Genomic DNA, 13481 nt, shown 5'->3' with positions numbered 1-13481 from the left:
GCTCATGATTTCTACAGGTAACGGAAAGAGTGTTTCGAATATTGCAAGGAAGAGCTTAAAGGCGAATCGGATGCGCAACCTCATGATTGTGTGTGCCATTGTGCTCACCACACTTTTATTGACTTCGGTATTTACAATGGCGCTAAGCGTTAATAAGTCCATGGAGCTTGCCAGTATGAAAACGGTAGGTAGTGACTTCCATGGCGGATTCAAGTATCTGAACCAGGATGAAGTTGCTAAGCTGATTCAGCATCCTTCCATCAAGGAATATAGTAGGGCTACTGTGGTTGGTGATATTAATAGTGGTGTGTTCAAGAACAATCGGGTAGAGATTAACTTTGTTGACGAGAACCATTTCAAACACAGCTTTATACACTTCATTGAAGGTGGGCTGCCTTCTGAAGAAAATGAGATAGCTATGAATACCTGGGAGCTAGATTTGCTGGGAGCTCCTCATGAGATAGGAACTAAGGTGAATCTGGATATCGACATAGATGGCACTATGGGTGATAAAGTCATTTCACAAGACTTTGTAGTGTCCGGTTATTTCGAAGCCGATCAGTATGTCGCTATGTCCGGTTTGGCCTATGTATCGGAAGCTTTTGTTCAGAAGAATATCGCCGACATCGACACGGAAATATCGAAGGCAGACGGTTCGTATACCAATACAATTAGACTTGATGTGATGTTTAATAACTCTTTGGACATCGAGGGGAAAGTAAAGAAGGTGCTATCGGATACTGGAATAGATGCGCCTTATGGGGTGAATTGGGCCTATGCCAGTGTCTCTATATTTGAAGATTGGACCAATATCATTCCGTATGTTGTACTGATCTTCATCATTATGCTGAGCGGATATCTGCTCATCTACAATATCTTTCATATCTCGGTCGTCAGGGATATTAAATTCTATGGTCTACTGAAGACCATTGGAACTACACCGAAGCAGCTCAGGAAGGTCATCTCGATCCAGGCCAATAGACTTTACCTTATTGCGCTACCTATTGGTTTGGCTGCAGGATATGGGGTTGGTTGCTGGATAACGCCTATGATGACAAGTTCTTTCTCTATGACTGAGATGGAAGCTAGTTATTCGGTTAATCCGCTCATTTTCATTGGCGCCGCGTTATTCTCATATATGACGGTTCGGATTGCCGCCAGTAAGCCGGGTAGAACCGCATCGAAGATTTCACCTGTAGAGGCCGTTAGGTATGCTGGGATAAGCAGTGGTGGCAGCAGAAAAAAAACGAAGAGATCGGTAAACGGGGCCAAACTGTCCAGAATGTCGCTGGGTAACATCCTTAGAAATAAAAAGAAATTATTCCTAATGCTTGCCTCTTTGTCCCTGAGCATTATACTGTTCAGCATTATCTTCACAGTGATTTCATCCTTCGATGTAAATAAATATTTGAATACATTTATATCAGGTGATCTTGTAATGAAGGAAGAGTCTTTTGCGGGAAGTAGGAATAGCGAAGTAGATCAATATATGCTGACGGAAGAGGTTACCGACGTTTTGGGTAAGATTGATGGCGTAGAGAGTCTGGATAAAGTCTATTATCAATGGGATGGTTTACCAATAGATGATACCATCAGATCTGTACTGGAACCTTTGATTGTTGTTGCCGAGCCACATCCTGCTATTGCTGAAACATTGGAAAGTGGGGTTATACGCCTACAGTTGCATGGGATTGAAGGTGGCTGGTATGACGTACTGAAGCAGAAGGAGATCATGGAAGGTACGTTTGATCGTGCAAAGTTTGATTCTGGTGATTATGTCATGATTACGGAAGCGATACTAGATGAGGATGTAAATGCCAGCTACTATCACCCAGGTGATAAGATCAAGCTGGGAAGCATGGGTAAAAGCTATGAGGTCATGGCAGTGCTCAAGCAGGAAGCGTTTTATGCGGCGGGAGCCCAAAGGTATTCACCTTTCGGTTTTAATGTTTATTTGCCGGCTAATGAAATGAAAGCCACCTTTGCTGACGCGCAGATTCTCTCCGTTACCTTACATGTAAACCCAGCTAAGCTGGATGAAGTGGACCGCACTGTCAGGGCTGTTGCTGAGGCTACAAAGGGCCTTAATGTGAGATCCAGAGAAGATTATAGGCAGGAAATGGCTGGATTTATGACTGTATTTAAAACGGTAGGTTATAGTTTAAGCTTTATCATTGGACTAATCGGGGTGCTGAACTATATCAATACCGTTATTACTGGGGTGGTCTCTCGTCGTAATGAATTTGCTACCTTGGAGAGTATCGGAATGACCAAGAAGCAGATGAAAAGGATGTTGGTGTATGAAGGGTTTTACAGCATCTTATTGACAGCCCTGATTGTTGGGACACTTGGGATGTTCCTGACCTATCAGATCGCAAAGACTTTAGCGGATAATCTGGCATGGACCGTATTCCGCATGAATGCATGGCCGATTGTTGCTGTTATCCTTATCCTGATGGTGATCGCCTATATCGTAACGATTACCGCTTATCGCATGTTATCCAAGTCCACAATCGTCGAAAGACTGCGTGTGGCGGAATAGACAAGGTTATGTGAATTATAAGAAAGATGGCCTTTGTAAACTGGTACCCATAGACTGGACACTTTGAAAAAAAGGTGTCTAGGCTGTGGGTACTTTTGTATACTAGAGTAAGCATGGGGGGATGACATGAGTAAGAAACTTTTTAGTGAAGCAGATCAAATACTTTTACTTAAGAATAACTATGTAAGCAAAATTAGTGAAAGATCAATTACCTTTACAGACGAGTTTAAGCGGTTATTCATAGAAGAGCTTATGATAGGTAAATTGCCAAGAGAGATCTTTGAGTGCCATTGTCTTCCTGTCCATATCATTGGTATGACACGCGTGGAGCAGAGTGCAGATCGATGGAAAAAGGCATATAGCCGGGATGGGATTATCGGGTTATTAGATAACCGAAAGGGTGCTTCTGGTCGTCCTCTTCAAAGAGAACTAACCTCGGAAGAAGTGATTGCGAAACAAGAGGCACGAATCAATCTGCTCGAGTCTCAAATTGAACTGTTAAAAAAGTTAGACAAGAACGAAAGGAGGCTGTTACTCAGCGGAATAAAGCGAAGCATAAGCGTTAAGTTTGAACTCATCAAGAACACGGTAGATAAGGGATTTAGTAGACTGACGGGATATCTATGCGAGCTCCTTCAGGTTTCTCGTTCAGGGTACTACAACTATCTCGCATCCACAAATGCACGTCTAGAACGTGCTAAACGTGATGAAGAAGCCGGAAAACTCGTAAAAAAAGCATTCAACCGTCGTGGATTCAAAAAGGGTGCACGCTCGATTAAGATGGTCTTAAAGCAAGACTTTAAGGTCACTTATAGCTTGAAGCGAATTAGCAGACTTATGAAAAAATTCAATTTGGTATGTCCTCACCGTAAGCCTAACCCGTATAAACGCATTGCTAAAGCCACGAAGGAACACCGGACGCTGCCTAATCTCCTACAACGAGATTTCAGAAAAGAGATTCCTGGACTGGTTCTACTCACCGATATTACTTACCTTCCTTATGGCCGCTCTGAGATGGCCTATTTGTCTACCCTGCTAGATGCATCGACAGGAGAGGTGTTAGCTTATAACCTATCCGATCGGATCACGCTCGACATTGCCACAGATACGGTAGATGGTCTTTTAAAGCAACGAAATGTAAAACTGCATACGGATGCATTCATTCACTCCGATCAAGGAAGTCACTATACCAGCCCAGTCTACCAAAAACTGTTGAGAGATCATGGTCTAGGACAGTCTATGTCTAGACGCGGAAACTGTTGGGATAACGCTCCTCAAGAATCCTTTTTTGGTCACATGAAGGACCATGTGGATCATCGAAGTTGCTCCTCCTTCCTTGAACTTCAACGTCAAGTGAATCGATATATTCGTTATTACAACCATCACAGATATCAGTGGGGAAGACAAAAGATGACTCCTGTACAGTACAGGAATCATCTTTTGTCAGCCTCTTAAACATCAATAGCTCTTTCTTTTTTAAGTGTCCTTGACAAGGGGTACAGTTTATTGCGTCTCAGCAAGGGCCATCTTTTTATTAATGTTAGATAATTATAAACTCTCTCCATTACTCTGGATAACTGAACGATACCAATAGCCGGAATCTTTGATCGTGCGTTTACCATCGCGGTAATCCGTATGCACTAGTCCAAAACGTTCATTATATCCTTCTGCCCACTCAAAATTATCCATGAATGACCAGTAGAAGTATCCTTTTACATCGACACCATCCGTGGCGGCTCTACGATACTCTTGCAAATAACGATGCATATAATCGATACGCTGTGGATCGTGAACCTGTTTGTCTAAGTTAACCCAATCTAAGTTCGCCATACCATTCTCTGTAATTACGATTGGGGCGCCGTATCTTTCATAGAAAAACTTAGGTCCCCAATAGAGCGATTCCGGTGTCACAGTCCAGCGCATAGAGGTTTGCGGATAGCCGACATGGTTACCGATGAGTTGAGGCTTACTATCTGCTCCCATCTTCACTGGGGTTCCATGGTAAATATTAAGTCCAAGGAAATCGAGCGGTTGGTTGATGGTCTCCATATCGCCTGGTTTGATAGTTGGCAGCCATGGTTCAAATACTTTTAATCCATCCTCGGGATAATGGCCAAGGAAAACCGGGTCCATATACCATGTGTTCATCCAAAATGTAGGCTCTGTAATGCTAAAAGTATGTCTTCTAGCGGCTTCAATATTTTCTGGAGTCTCTGTCTCCGGAAATGAAGTAATCCCAACAGGAGCATAGCCAATCTGACAAGGTTGTTTGGAGTATTGTCGCAGAGTCTGCACGGCTTTGCCGTGGGCAAGTAAGGAATTATGAGTTGCTTGTAACACTTCGGCTTGTCCGAGCTTCAGGCCTGGCGCATGGGTTCCATTGCTATGACCAAGGCCGATATAGCACTGCGGTTCATTTTGCGTGAACCAATTCGTGACACGATCGGACAACCGATCTGCAATGACCCGAGTATACTCTACGAACCAATCAGAGCTGTCCGGGTTTAGCCATCCACCTTTTTTGAATAGTTCATGAGGATAATCCCAGTGGAATAGTGTCACATAGGGAGTAATTCCATTCTCCAATAACTCATCGATTAAACGGTCATAGAAATCGAGACCTTTCTCGTTGATTCGACCTGTTCCATCTGGCAGTACACGTGGCCAAGAAATCGATAGCCGATACGCTTGCAGTCCGATTTCTTTCATCAATTGAACATCTTCTTTATAGCGGTAATAGTGGTTGCATGCGTGATCTCCCGTGTGGTTACCTTTGACGAAGCCTGGAATATGGGCACACATGTCCCATACAGATAATCCTTTACCATCTTCGCTTGCTGCACCCTCGATTTGATAGGCCGCTGTAGCGGCACCCCAGACAAAATTAGAATTGAAGCTCATGATAGCCTCCTACGTTGTTATTATTTGTTATATATAATCATAATACAACAAATAACAAAATAACATATACAATAACAAATGATCTAACAAATGCAACTCAGGCCATCAGAATTATTCTGGGGCGTTAATTGAAGCAGGGCAAACGCTTAGATGAACTTACCAAAGAGGGTTTTATACGTATTCATAAATATTTGAAGAAAGAGTATAGAATTGATGTGTCTCGAGCGTCCACTTAAAGACAAGAATAAGGGCAAATCCATGGTATACTAATAGAACTAACGTTCTGTAAGTATATTGAATCGGCAGGTGGATTATATGGGTGACCCGATAAAGATTGCAGTGAGACCTCTAGTGGAATATGTATTTAGTAGTGGGAGTTTGGAGAGCGGCTTCCGCAGTACAGGTACTATGGTTGAGGGGACGAAAGCACACCAGAAGCTACAGAAACAATACGGTGAATTAGATCAGAGTGAAGTATATTTATCGGCGGAGATACCTTATGGGGATCTCCTCTTTATCATAGATGGGCGTTGTGATGGGTTGTTACTCTCGGAAGAGGGGACATATACGATAGATGAGATCAAATCAACAGCAGCGGACATCGGTTTGATCACTGAAGAGTCGTATCCGGTACACTGGGCGCAGGCTAAGTTTTATGCCTATATGCACGCTAAAGAGCATGGGATTCCCACCATGAATATTCAATTAACCTATGTAGATCTGGATGTGGAAGAGCAGAAACGATTTATGCAAACACTGGAGTTTCCAGAGCTAGAGAGTTTTGTCTATGAAGTCGTGAAGCAATATGTCCCATATGCAGAGATGTCTCAACAGCATAGGCTTAATAGAAACCAAAGCATTCTCGACCTCGGATTTCCATTTCCAGGATACCGGGCGGGTCAGCGGAAGCTGGCGGGATCAGTCTACAAGACAATTGAAGAGGGCGTTAGTCTGTTCGCCAAAGCACCTACGGGTATTGGGAAAACGATATCTACGACCTTCCCTGCACTTAAAGCGATTGGCCAGGGGTTGTTGGAGCGGATATTCTACTTGACTGCTCGTACTACAACTCGGACTGCTGCAGAGGAAGCCTTCGTCTTAATGCAATCTAAGGGACTTCATCTGCATACCGTGACCCTTACGGCGAAGGAGAAAATTTGCTTTCAAGAGAAAGTTAGCTGCCGCAAAGAAGATTGCGAATACGCCGATGGGTATTATGACCGAATCAACGGAGCAGTACTAGATATATTATCTAATGAAACGCGAATGAGTAGGGGAGTAATCGAGGAGTATGCACGCAAGCATCGCGTATGTCCGTTTGAATTTTCGCTAGATGTCTCCTACGCTTCCGATGCGATCATTTGCGACTACAATTATATTTTTGACCCACGCATATCCTTAAAAAGAATGTTTGCCGAGCAGAAGAATCAAACCGCACTGTTGGTTGATGAAGCTCATAACTTGGTGGACCGGGCAAGAGAGATGTTCTCTAGCACCTTAAATAAACTAAGCTTTCTTGATCTAAAGCAGGAATATAAAGAGGTTAACAGTGGGATTTATGATGTAACCAAAGCGATAAATGCCTATTTCATTAAGCTCCGGAAGCAGGCAGAAGACAAACCTCTTATCCTCAAAGAACCGCCAGTGGAACTGATCATGTTGATAGAATCCTTTGTGTTACAGGCTGAGCAGGAGCTAGCGAACACGGGCTTTACCGAGCAGAATCCGCTATTGTTGGAGACTTATTTTGCCGCCCAGAACTTTGTGAGAATTAGCAAGCTATATGATGAACGATACGTAACGTATGTGGAGGTCATTCAACAGGAGGTTTCGATCAAGCTATTCTGCTTGGACCCTTCATATCTACTGGGGGAAGTGGGTAAGAGCTTTCGCTCGCACATCTATTTCTCGGCTACGTTGTCACCGCTAGGATATTATCGGGACATGCTAGGGGCTGATGAAGAGGATTATAGTCTTTCGATTCCGTCACCCTTTAGCCCGGAGCAATTAGATGTCCATCTTGAGCCTTTATCGACTCGTTATCATGATCGGGAAGTAACCAAGAGCCGTTTGGTTCAATTATTATTGGAGTTGACGACAAAACGGAAGGGCAATTATCTGTTCTTCTTTCCGTCATATGCCTATATGAACCAGATATACGAAGCCTTTATGGAGAAAGAACCTGATGCCAGAGTGTTACTACAGCGTGGCAATTTATCGGAAGAGGAACGAGATGGGTTTCTGTCTGCATTTGATGCGGAAAACCGGAGAACGCTTATAGGATTTGCAGTGATGGGAGGAATCTTCTCCGAAGGTGTCGACTTGGTAGGTGATCGGCTAACAGGAGTGGTTGTGGTAGGTGTAGGATTGCCTCAAATCGGTTTAGAGCGCAATATTATTAGGGATTATTTCAATGAGGTAGGCAAGGATGGATTCGACTATGCTTATGTTTATCCTGGAATGAACAAGGTGTTGCAAGCCGGAGGTAGGCTCATCCGCTCTGAAAATGACCATGGTGTAATCGTACTGGTAGATGACCGCTATCTCCAGCCACATTATGCAGCACTGTTACCGGCGGAATGGCGTGACCGTATGGTGGTTGGAAAGGGCGCACGAGATAGATGAGATCAAAGGCGATGCCTATGCGCTTAGTTGCTCAAATGCTTAAGCTTAATGATCTCCCTTTCTATTGCTCTAGCATCATCGGGATGAAACATATGCGATGAATGCTCCATCCATATGAGTTGCTTGCCTGCGGGAGCTTCTAGCGATTGATAGTACCGTTCTAGAAGCTCGCCGTAAACTTGGAGATCCTTGCTCCCATGAATGAAAGTAACAGGGATATCAACTCGCGTGATCTCCTTTTTGTAATTAATCGTTGCAAAATCCTCGATCATCGTTTGTGTGTAACTGGCCCCAAAGCCTTTGAACGTATTCATAATATTCCGGATAGAGTAATCAGGGGACCGCATAAGTATGCTGAAAGCTAGCTTCATACCGGGATGCTTCACTCGATCATCAGAGTAGATCATGGCATTGTACTTAGCGAGCCATTTTCTTACCGTTGTCCATTGCTCTACACTCGTTACAAAAGGTGGTTCTCCGCAGTTCGTTAACTCATCGATTGCCTTTTGGTTGTTTGTTTCTATCGCTTTATCCAAGGCCCAACGTAAACACAAGACGTCATTCTCTGCCCAGTTAATCAATTGTGAAATACCGATATAAGCGTAGAAATCAGTTGGATTCTCATAAGCTAACCGTAAGCCAAGAATACTTCCCCATGAGTGGCCGGCGATAAATATTTTATCTCTATGGAAATGGTTTTTGAGATACTGGACGACTTCTTTGGCATCCGCTACAAATTGGGCAACGTTAAACGAGTCTTCAGGAATATTGCGTGCGTAAGATTTGCCAGCACCTCTTTGGTCCCAGAATACAAGGGTATAATGTTTGACTAGGTCTTTGGTTGTTGTCGCTAACGCATAATCTCTGGAGCGATTCGATACACCTGGAACAGGCAGGCCGGGGCCCCCATGGAGCATCAACAAGATAGGATTACTGATATTCTCCGATTGAATTAACACGTACTGCTGTATGCCTCCAATAACAAGCTGCTCGACTTTGCTGATCCCGGTAGGGGGAACGACAAAGTCTCTCTTTGCCCAAAAAACGCCCATGTAACATTCTCCTCTGTAATGTATCTATGTAGCTCTATTTCTCCCAACCTCGATCCGTTACACCCTAACTTGTTAAGTTGTTCTGGAAAAATTGTTGAATATGGTTGTTCATTCGTTTCTCGAGTAGACTTGTATCCTTCTGATCACATTTCAAAATATAATATTCGATCATCATCGCAAACACGGGGTATTGATAAGCTGCGGCTAAATCGGTAGGATCCAAGGGTTTCATTTTGCCCATGTTGATGAGTTTCTGAAATACTTGTTCGACGAAAAGAAGTGTGTTGTTACAGATGTCGTTCAGATAGATATCTCTAGCGCGGACATCACGAAACTGTTCGATCTGAACAATTCGCCACATTTTCTCAAATGTAGGGTTATTGTAGCTCATCTTAAATAAAGTAAATCCCTGCTGCATGAATACTTCTGGCTCCATCAGTGGAATTAACTCATCTACTTTCTCCATGGAAGGTAGAATCCGCGCGAGCTCCATTCGGTAGTTGGTATAGATGGTTTCGATGATTTCATTCTTATTGCGAAAATGATTATACAGAGAGCTTTCCTTAATCCCAACGTTACGTGTGATTTCACGAATGGAGACCGCGCTATATCCAGAATGAGCAAAGAGTTCGATACATGTATGAAGAATGGAGGCCTTGGTTGCGTTCTTCATAGGATTATTATGGATATCTACAAAAGTATGCGGGGTTAGCGGTGGGTTCATATCATATACCTCGTAATTCATAATTTTTTCCAATACAACTATATTAACTAACGTTCGTTAGTAAGTAAACAAATTATTTTCAAGCTAAAGAAAAGGAGGCCCAATTCCGTTGAACTTATTGGTGTTACCTTCGTGAAATATCACCTACCGTTCTTTAGTATATTTGTCATATGTATTGCCTGAAGTACCCATGATACTATAGTGTAAGTACATAATATTCCAAAGTGTGTTGTAGAGAGTACATAGATCCAAGTTGGAGGGGACGTAGTGTATCAGAATTATATTTTTGATCTATATGGTACGTTAATTGATATTCATACGGAGGAAGAGAGCCCAGAAGTGTGGGAGGCTATGGCTTTTCATTTCCGGTACTATGGGATGGATACTACGGGGGAGGATTTGTGCCGTCGTGTGGCTCAGGAGATTGAAGTTCAGATGAAGGCGGCCGCGCAGCACTGTGAGTTCCCTGATTTCGTAATGCAGAACGTCTTTGCCGCTATCGTACGTGATCTAAATGGTGAGCCAAACGAGGATTGGCTGGATGAAACGGTACACTGGTTACGTATCCTGAGTATGCGACATCTATCTCTTTATGATGGGGTTATCGAGATTCTCAATACTCTACGGTCTAAAGGTAAAGGAGTGTATCTCCTATCGAACGGGCAGAAGACGTTTGTTGAGGCTGAGCTAAAGGTATTGGGTATTTACGATTTGTTTGATGGGATTGCCATATCATCGGAAGCAGGGATAAGTAAACCGGATCCGCTATTTTTTGATTATCTAAGGACTACCTATGAAGTCGACTTATCCTCGGCAATCATGATCGGCAATGACCCAAGAACCGACATGGCAGGGGCCCTGAGAGCTGGGATCGATGCTTGTTATATCCATTCCAATTCATCGCCAGAAGGGCTAGAAGTAACAAGTAAAGTGCAAATATGGGACGGTAACTTGCGAAAGATACCAGGATGGGAGACGAGAGCATGAACGACATAAGAGAAGAATTGATGGTTGATCTGCAAAGAATCGAAGATAATGGTTATATGCTAAATGAGGGTGAAGTATTGTGGGATTACATAAAGCTGATGCTGAAGTATATTGGGGACCCTTTGCCGGAGTTGCGTGACAATCTCATTTACGCTACTTTTGCCGGATGGATCGGTGAGAAAAAGCTATTTAATGACGCGGAGCTTCGAGAGATCTTATCTGTTATCATCGACGATGAACATCTGTTTTATCATTTGGGTAGCGAGGAAGATCCGAGTGTATTTACAAGAACGTTCTCTGTACTTGTTGTGGTTTTGATATTGCAGCGGCATATAGAGCAACCTTTTCTGGACCTATCTGAATTCACACACTTGAAAGAACGTCTGATTGGATACTACATAGAAGAAAAGGATTTACGAGGTTATGTGACCGAGGGCGGTTGGGCTCATGCAGCAGCTCATGGGGCGGATGCCTTGGAAGAGTTAGTGCGGTGCGTGGAAAGCGATGAAGCTGTGCAGCTAGAAGTGCTAGCTGCAATTCAGGGAATGCTGTATAACGGGCGGTATGTTTTTAGTGACGATGAGGACGACCGTATTGCTAGCATCGTTGTTACTATAATTGAACATGATCTGCTGTCGCCTTCGTTGATTACTGATTGGTTTGGCCAATTGGAGCAATGCTGCGACTGGCCGCGGAGCCGCAGTTTGTATATGACCCGTACGAATACGAAAAATTTCCTACGCAGTCTTTATTTCAGACTGCTTCATCACAATCGTGGGACGGAACTTATGGATGCAATAATTAAAACAGAAGCAAAGTTAAATATCTTCGTTTAATAAGGTGGTATAAGAAAAACCCCGCTCTACGAGAGCGGGGTTTTTCTGTGCTTTTATAGTCAATCACAGCTTCTTACTGTGGGTTAGTTGTCCAAATACCTGCAGTTTTGATAAATACTCGTGATGGTAGTTTCAAGGTAGCCAAGGCCAATTCCGCAACATCCTCCGGTTGCATCATCCGGTCTTCATCCCCAATTTTTAATCCTGCATTTTGTGCCAACTCGGTAGCAACAGTGCTAGGTGTAAGAGCAACTACCCGAATGTTCGACTTGCGAACTTCTTGTAATAGGGACTCCGTTAAGCCGAGCACGGCGAATTTAGATGCACAATATGCCGAACCCGTAGCAAAACCACGTTCTCCAGCCGTTGAAGCGACATTGATAATATCTCCGCTATTTTGCTCCAGCATGAAGGGAAGTGCTGCGCGGGTAATATAATAGGTACCCATCAGATTTACTTGAATGATTCGTTCCCAAGTGCTTTGTTCCATCTCAACGAGGGTGCCGAATTCAGCGATTCCTGCATTGTTGATAAGAATATCGATAGAACCGAGTTGCTCTTTAAGTTTCAAGACGGCTGCTTCGGCTTCTTGTTGGTTAGAGATATCCGCTGTAGCAATATGTACATTCACGGAGTGTTCTATCTTTAAAGAATTTTGCAATGATTCGAGGTCAGCTGCTGTCCGTGCAATGAGGCCGAGGTTCACGCCTTCCTTCGCCAAAGCAATTGCGATGGATTTGCCAATGCCTTTACCTGCCCCCGTAATGATGGCTGTTTTATTTGAAAGTTGCATGTCTGATCTCCTCCATATCCATTTTTTATAGTTTACATGTTTATTTTATATTATATACGAGGTAATAGTAAGGGTAGGGGTAGTATCTGTAATAAAATGGACAAACCGCGATTTTTAATAATATATGCAAATTAGGTAAAGATAGGAAAATGGCTTGAATCCATAGAATAAAAGGTGTATGGTGCTTGATGTGATATTTCTCACACTACTACAAGGAGGGATTTACTTGAAGAGATTAGAGAATAAAGTAGCTATTATTACTGGTGCAGCTGGTGGAATGGGTAAAGCCGATGCGCTTCTTTTTGCGAAAGAAGGTGCCAAGCTCGTCTTAACAGATATACAGGAAGATAAGATTAAGCAAGTTGCTGAGGAGATTGTACAGAGCGGTGGAGAAGCGATTGGTCTGGCTCATAATGTAACTTCCGAAGAAGACTGGAAGCGCGTTGTGGATCAAGCCGTTGCTACATTTGGTAAAGTAGACATTCTTGTTAACAATGCTGGTATTTCTAGCGCTACACCGTTCCTCGAAACGGATGTTGAACTATGGAATAAGGTAATGAACATCAACCTGACAAGTGTCTTTTTAGGACAAAAAGAGGTAATCCCTCACATGATCCAACAAGGTGGAGGGTCCATCGTCAACATTTCCTCAATCGCTGGATTAACGGGTGGTAGCGGAACAGGTCCTTATACTGCAAGTAAAGGGGCAGTTCGGATGCTGACCAAAGCAACGGCTGTAGATTATGCTAAACATAACATTCGGGCGAATTCCGTGCACCCTGGATTTATCAGAACGCCGATGACGACCGACATGATGAACGATGAAAAAATGAAAGCTTGGTTCTTGTCCATGTCGCCACTTCCACGACTTGGCGAAGCGGAAGATATCGCAAAAGGCGTATTATTCCTAGCTTCAGATGAATCTTCCTATATTACAGGTATTGAACTTCCGATCGACGGTGGATATTCTGCGAAATAAATATACTTTAAAAAATGCACCCCCTAGAAATAGGGAGTGCAT

10 protein-coding genes are annotated in these 13481 nt (G+C 43.3%); 6 read left to right on the top strand and 4 right to left on the bottom strand.

Going from position 1 to position 13481, the window contains the following annotated elements:
• The first annotated feature begins 4 nt into the window (after positions 1–4).
• Together NST85_RS27215 and NST85_RS27210 are read left to right on the top strand one after the other, a co-directional pair.
• Positions 5–2542: an ABC transporter permease gene (locus NST85_RS27215; RefSeq protein ID WP_127193702.1), complete on the top strand. Its 2538-nt coding sequence runs from the start codon at positions 5–7 to the stop codon at positions 2540–2542.
• 126 nt (positions 2543–2668) lie between these two features.
• The gene (locus NST85_RS27210; protein ID WP_341188377.1) at positions 2669–3997 is read left to right on the top strand and encodes an IS3 family transposase; all 1329 of its coding nucleotides are present in this window, start codon (positions 2669–2671) and stop codon (positions 3995–3997) included.
• Positions 3998–4090: 93 nt separating this feature from the next.
• Here the strand turns inward: NST85_RS27210 and NST85_RS27205 are convergent, their stop codons facing one another.
• Complete coding sequence (locus NST85_RS27205) at positions 4091–5443, bottom strand: GH1 family beta-glucosidase (protein WP_341190899.1); 1353 nt, start codon at positions 5441–5443, stop codon at positions 4091–4093.
• A 315-nt stretch (positions 5444–5758) separates the two neighbouring features.
• On the opposite strand from NST85_RS27205, the gene NST85_RS27200 reads away from it, so the two are divergent.
• Positions 5759–8068 carry an ATP-dependent DNA helicase gene (locus tag NST85_RS27200; RefSeq protein WP_341190898.1) on the top strand — a complete coding sequence of 770 codons (2310 nt, stop codon included), beginning with the start codon at positions 5759–5761 and terminating at the stop codon, positions 8066–8068.
• Between the two features lie 23 nt (positions 8069–8091).
• On the opposite strand, the gene NST85_RS27195 is transcribed toward NST85_RS27200, so the two are convergent.
• Both NST85_RS27195 and NST85_RS27190 read right to left on the bottom strand, forming a co-directional pair.
• Complete coding sequence (locus NST85_RS27195; protein ID WP_341190897.1) at positions 8092–9120, bottom strand: alpha/beta fold hydrolase; 1029 nt, start codon at positions 9118–9120, stop codon at positions 8092–8094.
• Between the two features lie 64 nt (positions 9121–9184).
• Positions 9185–9844 (bottom strand): TetR/AcrR family transcriptional regulator, encoded by a 660-nt coding sequence (locus tag NST85_RS27190; protein WP_170220237.1) that lies wholly within the window; start codon positions 9842–9844, stop codon positions 9185–9187.
• A 267-nt stretch (positions 9845–10111) separates the two neighbouring features.
• Here NST85_RS27190 and NST85_RS27185 point away from each other — a divergent pair, with 267 nt between their 5' ends.
• The gene (locus tag NST85_RS27185; RefSeq protein ID WP_127193697.1) at positions 10112–10831 is read left to right on the top strand and encodes an HAD family hydrolase; all 720 of its coding nucleotides are present in this window, start codon (positions 10112–10114) and stop codon (positions 10829–10831) included.
• Positions 10828–11667, top strand: coding sequence for a DUF2785 domain-containing protein (locus tag NST85_RS27180; protein WP_127193696.1), 840 nt, complete (start codon positions 10828–10830; stop codon positions 11665–11667). The genes NST85_RS27185 and NST85_RS27180 overlap by 4 nt, the downstream gene beginning before the upstream one ends.
• Positions 11668–11740: 73 nt before the next feature.
• Here NST85_RS27180 and NST85_RS27175 read toward each other — a convergent pair whose 3' ends face one another.
• Positions 11741–12460, bottom strand: coding sequence for a 3-ketoacyl-ACP reductase (locus NST85_RS27175; protein WP_127193695.1), 720 nt, complete (start codon positions 12458–12460; stop codon positions 11741–11743).
• A 226-nt stretch (positions 12461–12686) separates the two neighbouring features.
• On the opposite strand from NST85_RS27175, the gene NST85_RS27170 reads away from it, so the two are divergent.
• On the top strand, positions 12687–13439 hold the full coding sequence (locus NST85_RS27170) for an SDR family NAD(P)-dependent oxidoreductase (RefSeq protein WP_127193694.1): 753 nt from the start codon (positions 12687–12689) through the stop codon (positions 13437–13439).
• Positions 13440–13481: the final 42 nt, after the last annotated feature.

Source organism: Paenibacillus sp. FSL K6-2524 (genome assembly GCF_038005525.1).
Classification (GTDB): domain Bacteria; phylum Bacillota; class Bacilli; order Paenibacillales; family Paenibacillaceae; genus Fontibacillus; species Fontibacillus anaericanus.
The sequence above is the reverse complement of the archived record's forward strand: the minus strand, read 5'-3'. Positions and strand labels throughout refer to the sequence as shown.